Origin of the sequence: Nocardioides furvisabuli (genome assembly GCF_021083185.1) — a bacterium.
In the GTDB taxonomy this organism is placed as follows: domain Bacteria; phylum Actinomycetota; class Actinomycetes; order Propionibacteriales; family Nocardioidaceae; genus Nocardioides; species Nocardioides furvisabuli.
The window spans coordinates 67,872-89,386 of record NZ_JAIGQB010000013.1 but is presented as its reverse complement, the minus strand read 5'-3'; the positions used below and the strand labels follow the sequence as shown (position 1 = coordinate 89,386).

At 72.2% G+C, this 21,515-nt stretch carries 16 protein-coding genes and 2 riboswitches; of the genes, 9 read left to right on the top strand and 7 right to left on the bottom strand.

Features of this window, described 5'->3' with window-relative positions; genetic code table 11:
* Positions 1-45: 45 nt before the first annotated feature.
* A riboswitch (cobalamin riboswitch) is annotated at positions 46-121 on the bottom strand.
* 139 nt (positions 122-260) lie between these two features.
* The gene (locus K4G59_RS19035) at positions 261-1,082 is read right to left on the bottom strand and encodes a ferredoxin-like domain-containing protein (RefSeq protein WP_231252638.1); all 822 of its coding nucleotides are present in this window, start codon (positions 1,080-1,082) and stop codon (positions 261-263) included.
* A gap of 66 nt (positions 1,083-1,148) precedes the next feature.
* A riboswitch (cobalamin riboswitch) is annotated at positions 1,149-1,280 on the top strand.
* Between the two features lie 29 nt (positions 1,281-1,309).
* On the opposite strand from K4G59_RS19035, the gene cobN reads away from it, so the two are divergent.
* The 6 genes from cobN (at position 1,310) to K4G59_RS19005 (ending at position 11,253) form a co-directional block, all read left to right on the top strand.
* Positions 1,310-4,918 carry a cobaltochelatase subunit CobN gene (gene cobN, locus K4G59_RS19030; RefSeq protein WP_231252637.1) on the top strand — a complete coding sequence of 1,203 codons (3,609 nt, stop codon included), beginning with the start codon at positions 1,310-1,312 and terminating at the stop codon, positions 4,916-4,918.
* Entirely contained in the window at positions 4,915-5,625 is a 711-nt protein-coding gene (gene cobF / locus K4G59_RS19025) for a precorrin-6A synthase (deacetylating) (protein WP_231252636.1), read from the top strand. Before cobN ends, cobF begins: the two co-directional genes overlap by 4 nt.
* A 54-nt stretch (positions 5,626-5,679) precedes the next feature.
* Positions 5,680-6,324 carry a ScbR family autoregulator-binding transcription factor gene (locus tag K4G59_RS19020; protein WP_231252635.1) on the top strand — a complete coding sequence of 215 codons (645 nt, stop codon included), beginning with the start codon at positions 5,680-5,682 and terminating at the stop codon, positions 6,322-6,324.
* 87 nt (positions 6,325-6,411) lie between these two features.
* Positions 6,412-7,653, top strand: coding sequence for a macrolide family glycosyltransferase (locus tag K4G59_RS19015; protein WP_231252634.1), 1,242 nt, complete (start codon positions 6,412-6,414; stop codon positions 7,651-7,653).
* 48 nt (positions 7,654-7,701) lie between these two features.
* Positions 7,702-10,284: an ATP-dependent chaperone ClpB gene (gene clpB, locus K4G59_RS19010; RefSeq protein ID WP_231252633.1), complete on the top strand. Its 2,583-nt coding sequence runs from the start codon at positions 7,702-7,704 to the stop codon at positions 10,282-10,284.
* A gap of 135 nt (positions 10,285-10,419) precedes the next feature.
* Positions 10,420-11,253: a CPBP family intramembrane glutamic endopeptidase gene (locus K4G59_RS19005; RefSeq protein WP_231252632.1), complete on the top strand. Its 834-nt coding sequence runs from the start codon at positions 10,420-10,422 to the stop codon at positions 11,251-11,253.
* Here K4G59_RS19005 and K4G59_RS19000 read toward each other — a convergent pair.
* The 3 genes from K4G59_RS19000 to K4G59_RS18990 are packed head-to-tail and all read right to left on the bottom strand — an operon-like array spanning position 11,250 to position 14,312.
* Positions 11,250-12,455, bottom strand: a complete 1,206-nt coding sequence (locus K4G59_RS19000; protein WP_231252631.1) for an MFS transporter — start codon at positions 12,453-12,455, stop codon at positions 11,250-11,252. The two genes, K4G59_RS19005 and K4G59_RS19000, sit on opposite strands and share 4 nt — an antisense overlap.
* Positions 12,452-12,889, bottom strand: coding sequence for a DoxX family protein (locus K4G59_RS18995; RefSeq protein WP_231252630.1), 438 nt, complete (start codon positions 12,887-12,889; stop codon positions 12,452-12,454). The genes K4G59_RS19000 and K4G59_RS18995 overlap by 4 nt, the downstream gene beginning before the upstream one ends.
* Positions 12,890-12,899: 10 nt before the next feature.
* Positions 12,900-14,312: an FAD-binding oxidoreductase gene (locus K4G59_RS18990; RefSeq protein WP_231252629.1), complete on the bottom strand. Its 1,413-nt coding sequence runs from the start codon at positions 14,310-14,312 to the stop codon at positions 12,900-12,902.
* 148 nt (positions 14,313-14,460) lie between these two features.
* Here K4G59_RS18990 and K4G59_RS18985 point away from each other — a divergent pair, with 148 nt between their 5' ends.
* On the top strand, positions 14,461-16,281 hold the full coding sequence (locus tag K4G59_RS18985; protein WP_231252628.1) for a sensor histidine kinase: 1,821 nt from the start codon (positions 14,461-14,463) through the stop codon (positions 16,279-16,281).
* Here the strand turns inward: K4G59_RS18985 and K4G59_RS18980 are convergent.
* Both K4G59_RS18980 and K4G59_RS18975 read right to left on the bottom strand, forming a co-directional pair.
* The gene (locus K4G59_RS18980; RefSeq protein WP_231252627.1) at positions 16,244-16,717 is read right to left on the bottom strand and encodes a GNAT family N-acetyltransferase; all 474 of its coding nucleotides are present in this window, start codon (positions 16,715-16,717) and stop codon (positions 16,244-16,246) included. The genes K4G59_RS18985 and K4G59_RS18980 overlap by 38 nt on opposite strands.
* Positions 16,718-16,853: 136 nt before the next feature.
* The gene (locus K4G59_RS18975; protein WP_231252626.1) at positions 16,854-18,023 is read right to left on the bottom strand and encodes a M14 family zinc carboxypeptidase; all 1,170 of its coding nucleotides are present in this window, start codon (positions 18,021-18,023) and stop codon (positions 16,854-16,856) included.
* Between the two features lie 278 nt (positions 18,024-18,301).
* Between K4G59_RS18975 and K4G59_RS18970 the strand changes: the two genes are divergently transcribed.
* Positions 18,302-18,802 carry a hemerythrin domain-containing protein gene (locus K4G59_RS18970; protein WP_231252625.1) on the top strand — a complete coding sequence of 167 codons (501 nt, stop codon included), beginning with the start codon at positions 18,302-18,304 and terminating at the stop codon, positions 18,800-18,802.
* Positions 18,803-18,809: 7 nt separating this feature from the next.
* Here the strand turns inward: K4G59_RS18970 and K4G59_RS18965 are convergent, their stop codons facing one another.
* Positions 18,810-19,628 carry a Rossmann-fold NAD(P)-binding domain-containing protein gene (locus tag K4G59_RS18965; RefSeq protein ID WP_231252624.1) on the bottom strand — a complete coding sequence of 273 codons (819 nt, stop codon included), beginning with the start codon at positions 19,626-19,628 and terminating at the stop codon, positions 18,810-18,812.
* Positions 19,629-19,778: 150 nt separating this feature from the next.
* On the opposite strand from K4G59_RS18965, the gene K4G59_RS18960 reads away from it, so the two are divergent.
* Positions 19,779-21,491: a hypothetical protein gene (locus K4G59_RS18960; protein WP_231252623.1), complete on the top strand. Its 1,713-nt coding sequence runs from the start codon at positions 19,779-19,781 to the stop codon at positions 21,489-21,491.
* Positions 21,492-21,515: the final 24 nt, after the last annotated feature.

Below are 21,515 nucleotides of genomic sequence, written 5' to 3'. Positions count from 1 at the left end.
TCCTCGGGGTTCGCGCCCCTGGGTAGGCAGGTAACGCCGCGCGGGCAGTGTCTGGCTCGCCCCCGATCTCGCTGGGGGACTGACAGTGGCGGAACCGCCCCGGACTTGCACCGGGTTCCTGCGTCGCGTGACGGGGGCAGCCTAGGGCAGATCAGGCGCGCGGGAGCACTGCGCAGGCAGTTCGCGGCGCGAGTGGGTCGGCTGAGCGGGGGCTTCGGCGCTGATCGCTCGAACTGCCTGCATGGTGCACGCGGATGGGGTTAGCGGGCGACCAGTGACTTCCACGGCGTGACGACCAGGTGCTCCGGGAGCCGTTGGACCGCCGACCGGTCCAGCACGCCGCCCGCCACCTCGACGTGCGAGATGCCAGGGGCGACCTCGCCGTGCGCCGGGGGCTCGCTCGCTGTGGGCACGCGGGGGTCGGGACCGTGGTCGTCGGGCACGGCGGGCAGCTCGTCGACGTGCCACGCCGCATCGTCTCCATCGCCGCGGACCTGCTGGAAGGCGCGGGCCAGGCCGGTGAGGCGAGCAGCCGCCTCGCGCAGCGGGACGACCGGACCCCAGTTGGACGACCCGATCCGCAGCTGGACCTCGTCCGCCGAGAGGGCGACGAGGCCGAGGTCGCAGGTCCGCGAGACGAGGTCGCCCCGGCCGTCGTCGAGGACGAAGAGGAAGCGGCCCGGGAGCCTCGCGAGGGACGGCGTGGCGCAGATGCGCTCGTCGAGCTCGGCGGTGACCTCGCGGAGGTCGGCGCGGCCGCCGTGCAGACCGGTCAGCGGTGAGACGAGGACGTTGCGGACCAGCTCGTGGTCGGGGTGCGGGAGCAGGCCGGTGGCGCGGATCGCCTCGACGACCTCAGGAGGTACGTCGCCGTCCACCAACGGGAGCGCGCGGAGCTGGAGGTTCGCCCGCTTGGTCAGGTGCACCCGCCCGTCGCCGTACGCCTCGGCGACGTCGAGCAGCGCCAGCAACGTGGTGCGGGTGAGGTGGCCGCCGGGGAGGCGGAGGCGTACGAGCGCTCCGTCCTCGGCCGGCCAGGGACGGAAGACTCCGGGGCAGAGGTCGCCTCGGGTCCGGTCCATGCCGCCGGATGATTGCACGGCGTGGTTTCGAGGCTCGCTCCGCTCGCACCTCAACCACCGAAGAGGTGGGGCTGCCGCTAGGCTCGCCGCACCACTCCGCGTGGGACCCAGGAACCCGGTGTCATTCCGGGGCGGTTCCGCCACTGTGAGGGCCTGCGCGCAGGCCCGTAGCCAGATACTGGCCCACGCGGATCCCATCAGAGGGGCGAGAACCCCGAGGAGGATCCGTGCGCATCGCACTGCTGTCCACGTCCGACACCGACCTGCTGAGCGCGCGGGAGTCCGGCGCCGACTACGTCCTGGCCAACCCGGCGCGACCCGGGCACCAGTCGATGGCCGAGGTGATCGAGGGCTGTGACCTCGTCGTCGGCCGGTTGCTCGGCTCGCCCCAGGATCTCTGCTCCGGCTTCACGCGGGTCGCCGCGACCGGGATGCCCGTCGTCGTGCTCGGTGGCGAGCAGTCGCCGAGCGCCGAGCTGATGGAGCTGTCGTCGGTGCCGATCGGCGTCGCGGCCGAGGCGCACCGCTACCTCGCCGAGGGCGGGCCGGCCAACCTCCGGCAGCTCCACGCCTTCCTCTCCGACACGGTGCTGCTGACGGGGGAGGGGTTCGAGCCGCCGCAGGTGCTGGCGCAGTGGGGGGTCGCTGAGCGGGAGGTGGTTTCGAGGCTCGTCGCTGGCGCTCCTCGCACCTCAACCACCGAGGGGGTGAGGGTCGGGGTGCTCTACTACCGCGCCCACGAGGCCAGCGGGAACACCGCCTTCGCCCACGCCCTCGCCGACGCGATCGACGCGACGGGCCACGCGGTCGGCGTACCCATCTTCGCCGGGTCCCTGCGGTCCGCGCCCGACGAGCTGTACGACGCCCTCGGCACGCTGGACGCACTGATCGTCACCGTGCTGGCCGCCGGCGGCAGCGTGCCGGCGGGCGCGAGCGCGGGCGGCGACGACGAGTCGTGGGACGTCGCCCGGATGTCGGCGCTCGACATCCCGATCATCCAGGGCCTCTGCCTCACCTCCAGCCGCGCCGAGTGGGAGGCGTCCGACGACGGCGTCAGCCCCATGGACTCCGCTACCCAGATCGCGATCCCGGAGTTCGACGGGCGCATCATCACCGCGCCGTTCTCCTTCAAGGAGGTCGACGCCGACGGCCTCCCGCGCTACGTCGCCGACCCCGAGCGCTGCGCCCGGGTCGCGGGCATCGCGGTCAGGCACGCCCGGCTGCGGCACATCCCGAACGCCGAGAAGCGGCTCGCGCTCGTGCTGTCGGCCTACCCCACCAAGCACGCGCGCATCGGCAACGCCGTCGGGCTCGACACCCCCGTCTCCGCGATCCGGATGCTGCAGCGGTTGCGGGAGGAGGGGTACGACCTGGGCGACGGCGAGGTCGTCGAGATCCTCGACCGCGACGCGACCGACACGGAGAAGGGCGATGCGCTGATCCATGCGCTGATCGCCGCGGGCGGGCAGGACGAGGAGTGGCTGACGCACGCCCAGCTCACCGACGCGCACGTGCGGATCACGCCGGAGCAGTACGCCGCGTGGACCGCCGACCTGCCCGCGGACCTCCGCGCCGACATGGTCGAGGCGTGGGGCGAGGCACCCGGCTCGCTCTTCGTCAACGATGCCGGTGAGCTCGTGCTCGCGACCGTGCGCGCCGGCAACGTCGTGCTGCTCATCCAGCCGCCGCGCGGGTTCGGGGAGAACCCGATCGCGATCTACCACGACCCCGACCTCGCGCCGACGCACCACTACCTCGGTGCCTACAGGTGGCTCGAGCATGGCTTCCGAGCCGACGCGGTCGTCCACCTCGGCAAGCACGGCTCGCTGGAGTGGCTGCCCGGCAAGAACGCCGCGCTCTCCGCCAGCTGCGGCACCGACGCGGCGCTCGGCGACCTGCCCATGGTCTACCCGTTCCTCGTCAACGACCCCGGCGAGGGCGCGCAGGCCAAGCGCCGCGCCCACGCGACGATCGTCGACCACCTCATCCCCCCGATGGCGCGCGCCGAGTCGTACGGCGACATCGCCCGCCTCGAGCAGCTCCTCGACGAGCACGCCAACATCGCCGCGATGGACCCGGCGAAGCTGCCGGCGATCCGCGGTGAGATCTGGCAGCTGATGCACGCCGCCGAGATGCATCGCGACCTCGGGCTGGACGAGCAGCCGGACGACGAGGAGTTCGACGACTTCATCATGCACGTCGACGGGTGGCTCTGCGAGATCAAGGACGCGCAGATCCGCGACGGGCTGCACGTGCTCGGCGAGGCGCCGACGGGGGAGGCGCGGGTCGACCTGGTGCTGGCGATCCTGCGGGCCGCGCAGGTGTTCGGGGGGCAGGCGCAGGCGGTGCCGGGGTTGCGGGCGGCGCTGGGTCTGGTGGGCGGGGAGACGGTCGAGACCGACCGCGTCGAGGCCATCGCGCGTGACCTCGTCGAGCAGATGGACAAGGCCGACTGGGACCCCGCGCGTGCGGCGGAGCTGCACGACGACCCCGAGGTGCAGCGGGTGCTGGAGTTCGCGGCCACCCAGGTCGTGCCGCGCCTGGCGCGCACCACCGACGAGATGGACGCGGTCGTCCACGCGCTCGACGGCGGCTTCGTCGCCGCCGGGCCGTCGGGCTCGCCGCTGCGCGGGCTGGTCAACGTGCTCCCGACCGGTCGCAACTTCTACACCGTCGACCCGCGCGCGGTGCCGTCGCGCCTGGCGTGGCAGACCGGGCAGGCGATGGCGGAGTCGCTCGTCGCGAAGTACGTCGACGAGACCGGCGGCTGGCCGGAGTCCGTCGGCCTGTCCGTCTGGGGCACGAGCGCGATGCGCACCAGCGGCGACGACGTGGCCGAGGTGCTCGCCCTCCTCGGCGTACGCCCTGTGTGGGACGAGGCGTCGCGGCGCGTCAGCGACCTGCAGGTGATCCCGCTCGACGAGCTCGACCGCCCGCGCATCGACGTCACGGTGCGGATCTCGGGGTTCTTCCGCGACGCCTTCCCGCACGTGGTCGCCATGCTCGACGACGCCGTACGCCTCGTGGCGGGCCTCGACGAGCCCGACGAGCACAACCACGTCCGGGCGCACGCGCGCGCCGACCTGGCCGAGCACGGCGACGAGCGGCGCTCGACCACACGGATCTTCGGCTCCAAGCCTGGCTCGTACGGCGCCGGCATCCTCCAGGTCGTCGAGTCCGGCAACTGGCGCAGCGACGACGACCTGGCCGAGGTCTACACGGCGTGGGGCGGCTTCGCCTACGGCCGCGACCTCGACGGGGCGCCGGCCGCGGACGACATGCGCACCAACTACCGACGGATCAAGGTCGCGGCCAAGAACGTCGACACCCGCGAGCACGACATCGCCGACAGCGACGACTACTTCCAGTACCACGGCGGCATGGTCGCCACGGTCCGCGCGCTGACCGGCAGCGACCCCAAGGCGTACGTCGGCGACTCGACGACCCCCGACGCGGTGCGCACCCGCACGCTGCAGGAGGAGACGAACCGTGTCTTCCGCTCGCGCGTGGTCAACCCGCGGTGGATCGCGGCGATGCAGCGTCACGGCTACAAGGGCGCCTTCGAGCTCGCCGCGACCGTCGACTACCTCTTCGGCTTCGACGCGACCGCGGGCGTCGTCCACGACTGGATGTACGAGTCGCTGGCGAAGGAGTACGTCCTCGACGAGACCAACCAGCAGTTCCTGCGGACATCCAACCCGTGGGCGCTGCGGGGCATCGTCGAGCGGCTGCACGAGGCCGCCGAGCGCGGGCTGTGGGAGGAGCCGGACGCCGAGGTGGTGGCCGCGCTGCAGCAGGTCTACCTCGACGTCGAGGGCGAGCTGGAGGACCGGTGACGCGCATCCGGGTCGTCGGGATGGGGTGCCACCCGGACCAGCTGACCCTCGAGGCGCGTGAGGCGATCGCCGGCTGCGACTACGTCATCGCCGCCGACAAGGGGCCGGACGATCCGTTGCTGGCTCTTCGCAGGGCGATCTGCGCCGACCTGGGCGTCGAGCTGGTCGCCGTCCCCGACCCGCCGCGCGACCGCGACGACCCCGCGGACTACGACGGTGCGGTCCTCGAGTGGCACGACGCCCGTGCGACGGCGTACGGCTCCGTGGTGGCGCAGCGTCCGGGCACTGTCGGGTTCCTGGTGTGGGGCGATCCGGCGTTCTACGACTCGACCATCCGCGTCGTCGAGCGGCTCGGAGTGGCGTACGACGTGCTGCCCGGCGTCTCCGCGCTCTCGCTCCTGGCGGCCCGGCACCGCGTCGTGCTCCACGAGGTCGGCCGGCCGGTTCTGGTGACGACCGGCCGCCGACTGGCGGCCGAGGTCGCGGCCGGGCACGACAACCTCGTCGTGATGCTGGACGGTCGGCTGCAGGCCACGTCCCTCACCGGCGACTGGGACATCTGGTGGGGCGCCAACCTCGGCAGTCCGGCAGAGGAGCTGGTCGCGGGCCCACTCGAGGACGTCGTCGAGGAGGTTCGCGCCGCCCGGGCGCGGGCGAAGGAGGCCGACGGCTGGGTGATGGACACCTACCTCCTCCGCCGCGCGTGAGCGCACGGCGTGGTCTGATACGTCCGGTCGGATCGTGCTGGTCCGGCGCGCACCGTGACCGTCGACGAGGAGCAGGCAGTGGGGCAGGCCAGGGCTGAGGCGACCCGCACCGGGGTGCTGATGGCGGCCGCGGCGGTCTTCGAGCGCAAGGGGTTCGCCGGGGCCACCATCGCCGACATCCTCGACCAGGCGTCGGTGACCAAGGGCGCGTTGTACTTCCACTTCGACTCCAAGGAATCCCTCGCCGCAGCGATCATCGAGCAGCAGGCCGACTGGCGCGAGGCGCAGGCCCCGGAGTCGAGGTGGGCGATGCAGCGCATCATCGACCTGAGCTTCCGCTTCGTCCACGCTCTCCGGTCGGACCCCTTGGTGCGGGCGAGCATCCGTCTGACGCTCGAGCGCAACACCTTCCGCACCGACGACCCCAGCCCCTACGAGGGGTGGGTCAGCACCGTCGCGCAGCTGTTCGTCGAGGCGCGTGACGCCGGCGAGCTGCACACGGACGTCGACCCCGACCGGGCCGCCGCCGTCGCGGTGGCCGCGCTCACGGGCACCCAGCTGGTGTCCGAGGCCCTGAGTGGTCGGGAGGACGTCGTCGAGCGCGTCGAGGACCTCTGGCACCTGCTCCTGCCGGGCCTGGTCCCGGCGCGCGTCCGGAACAGGCTGACGGTGCGTGCGACGCCGCCCACCACTGACTGACGACGTCCGGCAGCGGGATCCATCGATCTGTCTGGCATCAAAACCGACCGGACGGTATGGTTTTCGGGATCCCAGGACAGGAGCGTCATGTCACACATCGCCGTCTTCAACTTCCCGGCCATCGGCCACATCAACCCGAACCTCGCCGTCGTCGAGGAGCTCGTCTCCCGCGGCCACCGCGTCACGTGCACGGTGACCGAGCACTTCGTCGAGGCCGTCAGGAGCGTGGGGGCCGAGCCGCTCGTCTACGACTCCGCCTTCGGCGAGTTCTACCGTTCGCCCTACACCGCCGACGCCCTCCAGGGCGAGGGCCTCCGCTGCCTCGACGACGCGCTGCGCGTCGTGACGGCCGCGGAGGGGCACTTCGGTGCCGACCTCCCCGACCTGGTGCTCCACGACTTCATGGCGTGGGGCGGGCGGTTCTACGGCTCGAAGCACGGGATCGAGCAGGCGCGGCTGTTCCCGTCGTACGGCATCAACGAGAGCTTCTCGATCCAGGCTCGCTTCCCGCTGGCGACCTTCGAGGACGAGAAGGTCATCGAGATGGTGGGCAAGCTCGCCGCGCTGCTGCCCGAGTACGGCCTCGACCCGGACCCGATGGCGTTCTTCCAGGACATCCCGGAGCTCGGCATCATCTTCATGCCCCGCGCCTTCCACTACGACGGCGACACCTTCGACCAGCGCTTCGTCTTCGCCGGCCCGTGCCTGCGTGACCGCTCGGGCTTCCAGGGGAGCTGGGAGCCCCGCACGCCGGAGAGGCCGACCCTGCTGGTCTCGCTCGGCACCGCCGCCACCGGCTGGGCGGAGTTCTTCCCCATGGCCGTCGAGGCGCTCGCCGACAGCCCCTACGAGGTCGTGCTCGCGACCGGCGACCACATCACGCCCGAGGAGCTGGGTGGGCTGCCGGCGCACATCACCGCGCAGCGTCACGTCCCGCAGCTCGACGTCCTCGAGAAGGCGACCGTCTTCGTCACTCACGGGGGGATGAACAGCGTCATGGAGTCGCTCCACCACGGTGTGCCGATGGTGGTGATCCCGCAGATGAACGAGCAGCCGCCAACGGCCTGCGGGTCGACGAGCTGGGCCTCGGCATCCACCTCGAGCGCGACGACGTCAAGGCCGAGGTGCTCCGCGACGCCGTCGACCGCGTGGCGGCCGACACCGACGTCGCGGCGCGGGTGCGCGCCCTCGCGGAGGAGATGCGGGCAGTGGACGGACCCGTGGTGGCCGCCGACGCCATCGAGTCGCACCTCGCGGCGAGCTGATCCCGCACGTGGTGGGAATTCTGCAAAGTTGAGGGGAATCGACTCAACTCCTGGCGCGTTGTGACGGGTGAGGGCCAGAGTGGTCCGCGACACCCACCACGAAGGAGCAGAGTTGAGCGCGTTCGGTGCCGAGAAGTTCACCACCCGCAGCCGCGAGGTCGTCGAGGCTGCCCAGCTGGCCGCCACCACCGGCGGCAACACCCACACCGAGCCCGTCCACCTCCTCGTCGCGCTGCTGCGACAGGAGGACGGCAGCAGCCGCAGCCTGGTCCAGAAGGCCGGCGTCGACCCGGCCACGCTCCTGGCGCAGGCCGAGCGCGTGCAGCAGCAGCTGCCCCGGGCCACCGGGTCGACCGTCCAGCAGCCCAGCGCGTCGGCGGCGCTGACCCGCGTCCTCGCCTCCTCGCTCGACCTCGCCGGCTCGATGAAGGACGACTACGTCGCCACCGACCACCTGCTCGTCGCGACCGCCACCGTCGAGTCGCCCGCGCAGAAGGTGCTGACCGACGCCGGCCTGACGGCCGACGGCCTGCGCGAGGCCATCACGGCCGTCCGCGGCAACCGCCGGGTGACCAGCGAGAGCGCCGAGGCGTCGTACGAGTCGCTGGAGAAGTACTCCGTCGACCTCACCCAGGCCGCCGAGGACGGGCGCCTGGACCCCGTGATCGGGCGCGACGCCGAGATCCGCCGCGTCATCCAGGTGCTGTCGCGGCGCACCAAGAACAACCCCGTGCTCATCGGCGAGCCCGGCGTCGGCAAGACCGCCGTCGTCGAGGGCCTCGCCCAGCGCGTGGTCGCCGGCGACGTGCCCGACTCCCTCAAGGGCCGCCGCGTCCTCTCGCTCGACCTGGCGGCGATGGTCGCGGGCGCGAAGTACCGCGGCGAGTTCGAGGAGCGGCTCAAGGCCGTCCTCGAGGAGATCAAGGACGCCGGCGGGCAGGTGATCACCTTCATCGACGAGCTGCACACGGTCGTCGGCGCAGGCGCCGGCGGTGACTCCGCGATGGACGCCGGCAACATGCTCAAGCCGATGCTGGCGCGCGGCGAGCTGCACATGATCGGCGCGACCACCCTGGACGAGTACCGCGAGCGCATCGAGAAGGACCCCGCGCTGGAGCGCCGCTTCCAGCAGGTCTTCGTCGGCGAGCCCAGCGTGGAGGACACCATCCAGATCCTGCGTGGCATCCAGGAGAAGTACGAGGCGCACCACGGCGTACGCATCACCGACGCGGCTCTCGTGGCCGCCGCCACGCTGTCCGACCGCTACATCACCGGGCGCCAGCTGCCCGACAAGGCGATCGACCTCATCGACGAGGCGTCGTCCCGGCTGCGGATGGAGCACGAGTCCTCGCCCGAGGAGATCGATGTGCTCCGGCGCCAGGTCGAGCGGCTGAAGATGGAGGAGTTCGCCCTCGACAAGGAGACCGATCCTGCCTCGGCGGAGCGGCTCGAGGTGCTGCGCAAGGACCTCGCCGACCGGGAGGAGGAGCTGCGCGGGCTCGAGACCCGCTGGGAGCGCGAGAAGGACCAGCTCCAGGGCGAGGGCGAGCTGCGGCGCCAGCTCGACCAGCTGAAGATCGAGGCGGAGAAGAAGCTCCGCGAGGGTGACCTCGCCGGGGCCTCGGAGATCCAGTACGGCCAGATCCCGGCGCTCGAGAAGCAGATCGCCGAGGTCGAGAAGGCCGAGGCCGTGGACCTCGAGCCGCTGGTCGGCGAGGAGGTCGGCCCCGAGCAGATCGCCGACGTCGTCGAGGCCTGGACCGGCATCCCCACCGGGAAGATGCTCCAGGGCGAGAGCGCCAAGCTGCTCGAGATGGAGTCGGTGATCGGCGAGCGGCTGATCGGGCAGCGCGAGGCCGTGACCGCGGTGAGCGACGCCGTACGCCGCTCGCGCGCCGGCATCTCCGACCCCCACCGGCCGACCGGGTCCTTCCTCTTCCTCGGGCCCACCGGCACCGGCAAGACCGAGCTGGCCAAGGCACTGGCCGACTTCCTCTTCGACGACGAGCGCGCGATCGTGCGCATCGACATGAGCGAGTACAGCGAGAAGCACTCGGTCTCGCGGCTCGTCGGGGCCCCTCCCGGCTACGTCGGCTACGACGAGGGCGGCCAGCTCACCGAGGCGGTGCGGCGCCGGCCCTACAGCGTGGTGCTGCTCGACGAGGTCGAGAAGGCGCACCCCGAGGTCTTCGACATCCTGCTGCAGGTGCTCGACGACGGGCGGCTGACCGACGGTCAGGGCCGCACGGTCGACTTCCGCAACACGCTGCTGGTGCTCACCTCCAACCTGGGCTCGAACTTCCTGGTCGACCCGATCCTGGAGCCGGTGGCGAAGAAGGAGTCGGTGATGGGCGTGGTGCGCGCGCACTTCAAGCCCGAGTTCCTGAACCGGCTCGACGAGGTCGTCATGTTCGACGCCCTGTCGAAGGAGGACCTCACCCACATCGTCGACCTCCAGCTCGCGCTGCTCGAGAAGCGGCTGGCGGTGCGCCGGATCACCATCTCGGTGACCGACGCCGCGCGGGCCTGGCTGGCCGAGACCGGCTACGACCCGGCGTACGGCGCCCGTCCGCTGCGGCGGCTGATCCAGAGCGCGATCGGCGACCCGCTCGCGCGCAGGCTCATCGCCGGCGAGGTGACCGACGGTGGTGCGGTGAAGGTCGACGTGGACGACGGCGGGTTGGTGCTCGCCTGAAGCCGGCCACCGCTGTAACGCCGGGTTGGTGCTTGTTCTACCCATGTTCTACAGGGGTGTCTACATGTACCAACCCGGCGTTACAGCGCGCGCGGCCGGCCGATGCCGGTTGCGACGTGGGGGATGCTGGGGCGCGTGAGTGCCGCCACCGACGACGTACGCCCGTGGTGGCGCCTTCGCGACACCCCGGTCCCCGGCGGCGTGCCCGACCTGGCGCGGGCGCTGCTGTGGACCGAGCTGGCGATCGTCCTGCTGCTCTCGCTCGGGCGGTCGGCGGTCTACAGCATCGTCAGAATCGTCTCGGCGCTCACCGCACCGGGGCCGCTGTCCTCGCAGGCGGCCAACCTCAACACCTCGCTCGCCCCCGACCGGCCGTGGCTCGACCTGACCTACCAGCTGCTGAGGATCGGCTTCGCGCTCGTCCCGGTCGCGCTGGCGGCCTACCTCCTGGTGCGCTCCGGGACGCGGCTGCGCGAGGTCTGGGCCCGCGACGGCGGCTGGAGCACGTGGGGTGACTGGGGTCGCGGTGCGTGGCTCGCGGCGGGCGTCGGGTCGGTGGGCGTCGTGTTCTACCTGGCGACCTTCGCCCTCGGCACGAACCTCACCGTGGTCGCCCAGTCGCTGCCGGGGGAGTGGTGGCAGGTGCCGGTCCTCGTCCTCGCCGCGGCCGAGAACGCCGTGCTCGAGGAGCTCGTCGTGCTGGGCTTCGTGCAGGTGCGGCTGCGCCAGCTCGGCCTCGGCGACACCGCGGCCATCGGTCTGGCGGCGCTGCTGCGCGGCAGCTACCACCTCTACCAGGGCCTCGGCGGCTTCGTCGGCAACCTCGCGATGGGCCTGCTCTTCGGCTGGCTCTTCCGCCGCTGGGGACGGGTGATGCCGTTCGTCGTCGCCCACACCCTGCTCGACGTGGGCGCCTTCGTGGGTTACGCCGCCCTCGCCGGGCGGGTCAGCTGGTTGCCGACCCTCTAGGTGCCGGCAGCAGGCACAGGACGGGTCTCCGGAGCGGCGAGCCACAGCGGGATGGCGAGCACGCTCACCACGGCCGTGGTGGCGAACGCCCAGCCGAAACCGGCCTGGTCGGCGACCAGTCCGACGAGCACCGGGCCGAGGATCGCGCCCGTGTCCTGCGACATCTGGAAGGTGCTCAGCACCGTGCCGCCGCTGCGTCCGGACCCGACGACGTCGGCCACGCTGGCCTGCTGGCCGGGATTGACCAGCCCGGCGCCGACGCCGGAGAGCACGGACAGGGCCAGCAGCACCGCGAGTGAGCTGCTGAGACCCAGCGGACCGAGCGACAGCGCGGTCACGAGGAGCCCGACGACCACGAGGGGACGCCGGCCGACCGAGTCGGCCAGGCGGCCCGACACCTGCAGGGTGGCGGCGGTGCCCGCCGCGGCGAGCGCGAGTGCGACGCCGGCGACCCAGGTGTCGTCGTGCACGGCGACCGCGAGCTGCGGCAGGACGGCCACCCGGACGCCGAAGTTGCACCACCCGTTGGCGAACCCCGACCCGAGGGCAGCCACGTAGGTCCGGTGCGCCAGTGCTTCGCGCAGGCGCATGGGCGGCTGCTGGGAGCCGGCGTCGGCCGGTCGCAACCGCGCCTCGCGCAGGCGTACGCCGACGAGCGCGGCCGCGGCGACCAGCGCGACGGCGTACATGACGAACGGCACCCGCAGCCCGAGGCCGGCGAGCGCACCGCCGAGCACCGGGCCGAGCATCCCGCCGATGAGGAACGCGCTGGCGTACGACGACGAGACCCGCCCGCGCATGTGCGGCGGCGCCAGTCGCACCAGCAGCGCCATCGCGGACACGGTGAACATGGTCGACCCGATGCCGCCGAGGCCGCGCAGCACGAGCAGCTGGACGTAGGTCTGGGCGAAGGCGGTGGCCAGGGACGACGCAGCGACGACGAGGAGCCCGGCGAGGTAGACCGGGCGCTCGCCGAGACGCTGGACGAGGGCGCCGCCGGCGGGGGCGAAGACGAGGCGGAAGAAGGCGAAGGCCGACACGACGACCGACGCGGCGGCCACACCGACGTCGAAGGTGCGGGCGTAGGCAGGCAGGACGGGGGAGACGAGCCCGAAACCGACCGCGATGAGGAAGGCGGCGACCAGCAGGACCCGGATCTGGGCCGGCAGCGCCGCGGCGCCGCCACGAGGACGGTTCGTCACTCCCCGGCGTCGACCGCTGCGTGCTCCGACCCCTCGAGCTGCGTCCGCGAGCGACGGCCGAGCAAGCCGCCGGCCCACAGCGCCCACAGCACCAGCACCGGCTGGAAGAACAGCCGGGTGAGCCGGGCCCGGTCGGTGTCGAGCCCGAAGGCGTCGGTGCCCTCGACGTACTGCGCGATGTTGCCGGGGAAGATCGCGACGAAGAAGGCGGCGAGCACCATCCCGACGGTGCGGCGGTGGCGCGGCAGCGCGACGAATGCTGCGCCGAGCCCGATCTCCACGACGCCGGAGCCGAGCACCGTGAGGTCCTCGTCGGCCGGGAACCAGTCGGGCACCTGCGCGCGGAACTCCTCGCGCTGGGTGGTGAGGTGCAGGACGCCGGCGGTGACCAGGAAGCCGCCGAGCAGGACTCGACCGAGTGTCTGGGCCTTCATGGTCCTCAGCCTACGGAGCGGTCAGCAGCACGCTCGGGTTCATCAGGCCGTCGGGGTCGAGCGCGCGCTTGAGGGCGCGCATCAGGTCGACCTCCACGTCCGACTTGTACGCCGCCGCTGCCGCCGCCTTGGTCCGCCCCAGGCCGTGCTCGGCGCTGATCGAGCCGTGCGCCGCGGCGACCGCCTCGTGGATCGCCGCGGTGAGGTCGCCGGCCGCGGCGCGGAGGTCGTCGTCGCGACCGATCGGCGCGTTGAGGTTGTAGTGGAGGTTGCCGTCGCCGACGTGGCCGTAGGTCACCGGGCGGACCCCGGGCAGGACCTCCTGCAGCACCGGGCCCATCGCGTCGGTCCAGGCAGCGAGGTCGGCGATCGGCAGGGTGACGTCGTGCTTGAGGGTCGCGCCCTCGACCTTCTGCACCTCCGAGATCCCCTCGCGCAGCGACCACAGCGCGCTCCGCCGGCCGGGACCGGTGGCGATCGCGGCGTCCATCGCCCGACCTGCTTCGACCGCGTCGGCGAGCAGGGCCTCGAGCGTCGCGTCGAGCCCGCCGTCGGCGGCGGACCCGGCGAGCTCGACCAGGACGTACCACTCGCTCGGTGCCTCGAGCGGGTCGACAGCCCCGGGCAGGTGCGCCAGGACCAGGTCGAGCGCCTGCCGGTTGGCGATCTCGAAGGTCGACAGGTGCACCCCGGCATGCTCCTGGGCGATCCCGAGCAGCGACACCGCAGCGGCGACGGACGGCACCGCGACCCACGCGGTCGCGTGCCGTGGCGTCGCCGGGAAGATCCGCAGGACGGCGCCGGTGATCACTCCGAGCGTCCCCTCGGAGCCGACGAAGAGCTGGGTGAGGTCGTAGCCGGTGTTGTCCTTGCGCAGGCCCCGCAGCCCGTCCCAGACCCGTCCGTCGGGCAGCACCACCTCGAGGCCGAGCACCAGCTCGCGTGTCATGCCGTAGCGCAGCACCGCGGTGCCGCCGGCGTTGGTGGCGAGGTTGCCGCCGATCGTGCAGCTGCCCTCCGAGCCCAGCGACATCGGGAAGAGGCGGTCGACGGCCGCGGCCGCGGCCTGCACGTCGGCGAGCACGACCCCGGCGTCGACGGTGAGCGTGCCGGCGACCGGGTCCACGTCGCGCACGGTCCGCATCCGGCCCAGCGACAGCACGACCGCGGTCCCGGAGCCGTCGGGCACCCCGCCACCGACGAGGCCGGTGTTGCCGCCCTGGGGGACGAGTGGCGTACGCGTCTCGGCGCACGCGCGCACCACCTCGGCCACCTCGGTCGTCGAGCCCGGCCGGACCACCGCGAGCGCGCGCCCGCGGTGGGTGCCGGTCCAGTCGACGACGTACGCCGCCACGTCGGTCGGCTCGGTCAGCACGTGGTCGTCGCCGACGGCGGACCGCAGACGCTCGAGCAGGTCGGTCACGGGGTCTCCTCGCGGGTGGGGTGGACGGCCATCCTGCCCCGCAAGGTTGCCACCAGTGGTGTCGCGTTCTGCGATTCCGTTCCGCGGCGGCCCGGGTCCGTGTGAGAGTGGGCGCCCGCATCGTGACGACTCGGCCACAGGGGGTGAGATGAGTCAGTCGGACGGAGAGGCCCACGAGCCGTCGACGTGGATCGACGACCAGACCCGCGAGCACCTGCAGGTGCTCGTGGAGGGCGTTGCCGTCCTCGCCGGCTTCGAGCAGTCCTCCCTCACCCTCCGTCGCGCTCATGACTTCGAGGTCGTGGCGGCCGCAGGAGTCGAGGACGGCCACGTGGGTCGCTATGTGCCTGCCGCGTCGATCGAGGACGAGCTGGCCATCGCTGACGAGTGGGGGGTGTGGCGCTTCGTCCCGCACGACCGCGCCAGCGCGGAGGCGCTGGAGTACAGCCACATCCCGGACGTGTCCCCGCTCGACGGCGCCGACGCCTGGCACCCGCTCGACCTGCTCGCCGCCCCCATCTTCGACGACCACGGTCGGCTGCGCGGCCTGCTGTCGGTCGACAGCCCGCGCGACGGCCGCCTGCCGAGCCCGGAGAAGCTCGAGGTGCTCACCCAGTACGCCGGTGTCGCCCGGACCCTGGTGCTGCTCGCGCTGGAGCGTGAAGAGCTCTCCGAGCGTGTCCGGCTCGCGAGCGAGGCTCGCGAGATCGTGCGCAAGGCGCTCGGCGAGCCGACCCTCGAGCTGGTGCTCGAGGCCTGTCGGCACGCCGTCGTGTCCTGCTTCGGCGCGGTCGGGATGTGGTTGACCGCCTTCGACACCGAGGGTGGCACCACCACCACGACGTATGCACTGGACGAGGACTACGTCGTGCCGCCCTTCACCGAGATCGACGACGTCGTCATCGGTCTCGCGCACCGCTACTGGGGCGAGCAGTACGCCGCGCCGTTCTCCCGCGCACACGCGAGCCAGCCGGGGCTCCCACCCGAGGGTGCCGAGCGGTTGCTCGGGGTGCTGGACCGGATCGGCATCGGTTCGGTGCTCTTCGTGCCGCTCGGGGTGGGCCCCGAGTGCGTCGGCTTCCTCGTGCTGACGCGCGTCTCGGAGACCAGGCAGTGGACCGACGTCGAGCTCGACACGGCCCGTGACATCGGCCGCGACCTCGGGCGTGCGGTCGCCAACGCACGCCAGCTCGCCCTCGAGCGCGCCGTCGTCGAGCGGCTGCGCCGCCTCGACAGCTATCGCGTCGAGGTGGTCAACACGCTCGGGCACGAGCTGCGCAACCCGCTCTTCTCGATGAGCGCCAACCTCGAGCTGCTCGAGGTCGGCGACCTCGATCCGGACGCGCGCCGCTCGGTGGAGGCGGCCTCCCGTGGCGCGTCACGGATGCGCGCGGTCATCGAGGACATGCTCACCATGGCGCAGATGGCCGACCCGCGCCGCGAGTTCGACCCGGTCGACGTGGACCTGCGTCGGGTGCTGCGCGACGTCCACCAGGAGTGCTGCGCCGCCGCGAGCGCCGCGCAGGTCGTCTGTGAGCCGGAGCTGCCCGACGAGGCGGTCGTGGTGCGGGGCGAGCCGGAGGAGCTCTTCCAGCTCTTCTCCAACCTGATCGGCAACGCCATCAAGTACTCCGATCCCGGGGGTCGGGTCGCCGTGCGGGTGGCGCTGCGTGACGGCGAGGTGGTCACGACCGTGGAGGACACCGGGATCGGCATCTCGCCGCACGACCAGGACCAGCTCTTCCGCGAGTTCTTCCGCTCGACCAACCCCGAGGCGCTGTCCCGTCCGGGGACCGGCCTGGGCCTGGCGATCGTGGCCCGCATTGTCAAGCGGCACTCCGGGACGATCGAGCTCGACTCCGAGCGCGGCCGCGGCACCATCGTGACCGTCACGCTCCCGCCCTGGACCGGGCCCGTCGCCGACGACGACGTCAGCGCCGAGGTGGGGGACGGAGACCGAGCGTCATGAAGGTGCTCAGCGGGTCGTCGGCGTAGTCGCCGAACGGCGGGCACGGCACGAAACCGGCACGGGCGTAGAAGGCCCGAGCGGGTGCGAAGAACTCCATGCTCCCCGTCTCCAGCGAGACCCGCTCGACGCCCCGCGAGCGCGCGTCGTCGAGGACGTGGGCGAGCAGGCGCGAGGCGACGCCGCGGCCGCGCAGCCGGGGTTCGGTGCGCATGCTCTTGAGCTCCTCGTGGTGCGCCTCCAGCCCAGCCAGTGCCGCGGTGCCGACCAGGTCCTCACCCTCGGTCGACACCCACAGCCGCACGTGCGGCTGCTGGAGCGCCGACAGGTCGAGAGCGTGCCGGCTCTCCGGCGGCGCGGTGGGCTCCATGTCGTCGAGGTGCGCCTGCAGGAAGGCGGACAACCGGGGGTCGGTGAAGTCGGCACGGGAGATCTGCACGCGTCCATCATCGTCGAGCCGCCGGTGGGACCGGGACGGCGTACGACGACGCGGTGGCCGCGGCGACGATGCGCACGCGACCACCGCGTCGGTGGTGGATCCGGTCAGCCGGTCAGCCGGTCAGCCGGTCAGCCGGTCAGTCGGCCGGGAGGAAGACCCGCTGCGGGATCGTGTCGTACGTCGCCGGGTCGAGCGAGGCGATGGAGCCGTCGGCGACCCGGTCGACGAGACCGCCGAGGCCGATCTCGATCTGCTTGCGCAGCATGCCGTTGCGCTTCATGCCGTCGTACTGCGTCTGGCTGGAGGTCTCGAAGAGCACCACCGCGCTGCCGCGCAGCGCGAACGACCCGAGCGCGGTGCCCGGCAGGTTGATGTCCTGTGGGTAGAGCGTGACGTCGCCGTAGCCGGAGCGGCCCTGCTGCTGGAGCGCCTCGTAGACCGCGACGTTGGCGCGCTCGGAGGCGTCCATGTCGAACTTCGGCCACGTGCCGAACTCGGCCGGGTCCTCGATGAACTTCGCCGAGATCGACAGCGGCGACATGCTCTCCAGGTCCTCGGTGGCGTAGCAGGACCACTGGTTGTGGAGGTCGACGAAGTAGTCGACGGTGCCGAACTCGGACTCGAGCCCGCGGTAGACGTCGCGGACGGTCTGGGCCTCGGGCGTGATGTACCACCCGGTGTCGGCGCTGTTGCCCGGGAAGTCGCCCGGCTGGGGGACGTAGTCGAGGTCGGGGTTGAAGTCGCGGTTGACGTCGAAGCCGCCGACCCGGGTGTTGTAGTTCCACGCCGGTGCGACGCCTGCGAGCTGCGGGAAGGCGGCGACCACGTCGGCCCACGTCATCTCGTTCTGGCGGGTGTCGCGCTCGCCGCCGTCGACGTTGAGCCGCGGGATCGCGACGATCGTGACCTCCTCGCGGAGGGCGGCCGCCTCGCGGGTCGACCCGCCCCAGCGCCTGAGCAGGTCGAGGAGCGCCTCGGTGCCGTGGTTCTCGTTGCCGTGGATCTGGGACTCGACGAGCACGACGGTGTCGCCCTCGCCGACGCGGGCGCTGTAGATGTCGCGCCCCTGGTTGCTCTCACCGATGACCTCGACGTCGACGGTGCCGCCCGTCGTGCGCTCGATGTTCTCGAGGGTGCGGGTGAGCTGGGCGTGGTCGACGAAGCCGTTGTTGCCGGAGCCCGAGGCTTCCGTGCCGCAGTGCGACTCCGTGGGGATGGCCGTCGCCGACGGTGCGGTGGCGGTTGCGACGATCCCGAGAGGAAGGGCCAGTCCGGTCAGGACGGCCGTCCAACGTCGTGCAGACATGTGTGCTCCACATCAGTTGTGCCCGGCGAGCCGAGCGATCGACAGGTCCTTCGCACCGTACGTCCGAGTCCCGGGGGCCACTACACCCCCACGGTGCGCGCATCGGTGGTACGCGTGCGGGTGCCGACGGGGTCTGAACACCCCTCGCCGTCCCACCACCGAGCAGTAGGGGGAACCCGGTCACGATGTGACGTAGGGCGCGTGGCGCGGGCGTTGTCCCGCGCCCCGGCGGGGTACTGATCCGCACACGCACGACCGAGGCCGGGAGGCACACCCACATGTCGAATGACGCCATCGTCCTGCTCAAGGACGACCACCAGCAGATCCGCAAGGTCTTCAAGGACTTCGAGGCAGCCGGCGAGAACGCCGAGAAGCGCAAGGGCCAGCTGGTCGACAAGATGATCAAGCTGCTCACGCAGCACACCTACATCGAGAACGAGGTCATGTACCCCCGCGTGCGGGAGCTGCTCCCCGACCTCGAGGACGACGTGCTGGAGTCCTACGAGGAGCACCACGTCGCCGACGTCCTGGTCGTGGAGCTGTCGGCGATGAAGCCCAGCGACGAGCGCTTCGACGCCAAGACCACCGTCCTCATCGAGAACGTCACGCACCACATGGACGAGGAGGAGCAGGACTGGTTCCCCAAGGTCCGGGAGGGCCTCGGCCGCAAGACCCTCCAGGAGATCGGCGAGGCGATGCTCGAGGCGAGGAAGACGGCGCCGAAGCGGCCCTCCCAGCCGAGCGCGCTGAAGAAGACCATCGACGCCGTGATCTCCTGACGCTCCCTCACGCCCCCGGCGCGCCGGCGTAGCCCTCCCGGTAGGACGGCAGCGCCGGCGCCCAGCCGGTCGAGCGGAGGCGGGCGTTGGACAGCCTCTTGCCGTGACCCTGCCCGGGGTCGGCGGCCGGGGGCGGCGGGGCGTCGAGACGCTCCGCGAGGAAGGCCGCCACGTCGCCGAGCTGGGCGGGTTCGTCGTCGGTGCCGAGGTAGAGCCGCCCCGGCTCCTGCGACATCGTGAGCAGGTGGACCACAGCCGCAGCCGCGTCGCTGCGGTGGATGCGGTTGGTCCACCGGTGCGGGTCGTCGATCCGGCCCTCGCGGACCTGGTCGAGCAGCCGCGTGCTGCTGCCGCCGTACAGCCCCGAGAGGCGGAGCACCGTGCCGTGCGGGACCCGGTCGTGGAAGGCGTCCTCGGCTGCGACGAGCATCCGCCCGGGACCGTCCGCCGGTGCGGTGGGCGCGGTCTCGTCCTCGAGGTCGGGCAGGTCCCGGCTCGCGTGGGCTGCGGTGGACGACACCAGCACCGCCCGCTCGGGCAGCTCCGCGAGCGCGTCGAGGGCGCGGGCCATGCCGTCGACGTACGTCGCCCGGTAGGACTCCTCCGTGCGCGGTCGGGCGGTGAGCGCGACGACCACGAGGCGGGGCCGTACGTCGGACAGGTCGGGCGCCTCGCGGGTCAGGTCGACCGCGCGACCGACGAGCGGCGCGGGCACCTTCGAGGCGTGGCGGCGCAGGGCCAGCACGTCGTGGCCCAGGGCGGCGAGGCGCAGGCCGACCTCGGCGCCGAGGTCCCCGGCGCCGACGAGGAGGACGTCGTGGGGCACCTCCGCAACCTACCCAGCCGGGCAATCCGGACCGGTTGACCGCCGACCCCCAAATGTGGTGAACGGGACGAGGCGACAGGAACGGGTGCGTCTCCGCCCCGTAGAACGGCACCAACCTCTCGGGGCGAGGCTGGAGGTCGCATGCGGCGCATGAGCACACGGGTGTCCCGTCGACACGGCATCGTCGTCCCGATCGTCGTGCCGATCGTCGTCCTGGCCGGGCTGCTGGCTCCCCCCCAGGTCATGGCGTCGGCGCAGGCGGCGTCAGTCACGTCGGACGTCAGCGCGGTGCCGGACAACATCCCCGGCGTGCTGGAGCTGGAATGTCCGGGGGCGGGGGTGTGCATCGGGACCTCCGACACCGACGAGGGACTGGACCGGTTCGTCGGGAGCACTGGCGAGGGACGCGTGTGGACCGTCGACCCGGTCCCGGGATCGACCGGCACGGACACCTACGTACTGGGAGTGGCGTGCGCCTCGGTGTCGTTCTGCTACGCGTGGGGCGGGACCGACCGACCCGCGGTGTGGTGGACGACCACGCCCGGGCGCGGCGGATGGCAGGTCACGGTGCTGCCGGATGGTGCGGCGGGCGTTGGAGCCATGACGTGCGCGGCCGCGGGCGCGTGCGTGGCGGCGACCACGATCGGGAGCGACGTCGCGACCAGCACGGGCACCGTCTGGTCGACCCCTGGCATCGGCACGGGATCCTGGACCGCCCGCCCCCTTGACCTCGCCTACCGTGTCTCGGGCATCGAGTGCCCATCCGCGACCACGTGCGTGGCATGGGGGGATTCGGCGAGCTTCCCGGGACACTTCCAGACCGATCCGACGCTGTGGACGACCGCGGACGCGCTGGGCGGTGCGTGGACGCGCGTCCTGCCGACCGCCACCGGTTCCGGGTACTCGTACACCATCAAGAAGGTGGACTGTCCCGCTGTCACCCTGTGCGTGGCGAACGGGGTGTCCGGCTGGTCCTCGGGCGCGACCAGCTTCCTCTACAGCGGCTACTTCGCCTCGGCGGCGCCGACGAGCCCCGACGCAGGGACCTGGGTATGGCACGAGGGAGAGGGGAGCCGCTTCGAACCGGGACCGCTCGCCTGCCTGTCGGTCGCGGTCTGCCTGTCGTGGGACGGCATGCGCACGATGGGATCGGCGCCGGACCCGACCGACTGGGAGCCGCCCACACCCCTCGACCTCCCGGTGGAACACGAACTGCGCCTGAGGGCCTTCGACTGCTTCGCCGCGGACCACTGCTACGCCTGGGGCAGGGACAGCGGGCAGGCCACGCTCGGTCCGCTCATGCGGACCCGGCTGTGGCGCGGCTCCGTCCTGGGGGGAGCCTGGACCGTCAGCCCGCTGCCGGACGTGCCCGGGCACGAAGGACGGATCCCGCAGGCGCAGGTCTCCTGCAACTCGGCTTCGTGCACCGCTGTCGGACGCCTCGCCGACCCGGAGGTCTCCTGGGACTCGCTCGGCCCCCTTGTGTGGGTGGCGGCCACCGGAGGGCCATGGCGGCTCACCGCAGCGTCGCGCGCGGTCTTCCCCGACCTCGCCGACGACCCGAGCCGGGTGCGTTCGCGGGTCAGCCTGACGGTGACGTCAGTGGCCGGTCGCCCGAGACGGCTGGAGGGCAGGGTGCGCGCGAGCGACGGGTGCGCCCGTGGTCGGACTGTCTCCGTGATCGGCAAGGGCGGCGCGGCCGTCGCCCGGGTGACATCCCGCGCGGCCGGCCGCTACTCGATCAGGCTCAAGCCGCGGGTGCGAGCCCGGCTCGGGGTGCGCACGCACGTCGTCGTGGCGAAGAAGCAACGGGCAGCGATGACGTGCCTCCGGGCTCAATCGCGAGCCGTCCGCGTCCGGTGACGGCACGCCCGACCGGGGCCCGAC

Excerpts from the sequence above, each read along its gene's own strand:
- K4G59_RS19035 (WP_231252638.1), bottom strand. The coding sequence starts at position 1,082 with ATGGACCGGACCCGAGGCGACCTCTGCCCCGGAGTCTTCCGTCCCTGG.
- K4G59_RS18970 (WP_231252625.1), top strand. The coding sequence starts at position 18,302 with ATGTCGAATGACGCCATCGTCCTGCTCAAGGACGACCACCAGCAGATC.
- K4G59_RS18995 (WP_231252630.1), bottom strand. The coding sequence starts at position 12,889 with ATGAAGGCCCAGACACTCGGTCGAGTCCTGCTCGGCGGCTTCCTGGTC.
- K4G59_RS18985 (WP_231252628.1), top strand. The coding sequence starts at position 14,461 with ATGAGTCAGTCGGACGGAGAGGCCCACGAGCCGTCGACGTGGATCGAC.
- K4G59_RS18975 (WP_231252626.1), bottom strand. The coding sequence starts at position 18,023 with ATGTCTGCACGACGTTGGACGGCCGTCCTGACCGGACTGGCCCTTCCT.
- K4G59_RS18960 (WP_231252623.1), top strand. The coding sequence starts at position 19,779 with ATGAGCACACGGGTGTCCCGTCGACACGGCATCGTCGTCCCGATCGTC.
- K4G59_RS19015 (WP_231252634.1), top strand. The coding sequence starts at position 6,412 with ATGTCACACATCGCCGTCTTCAACTTCCCGGCCATCGGCCACATCAAC.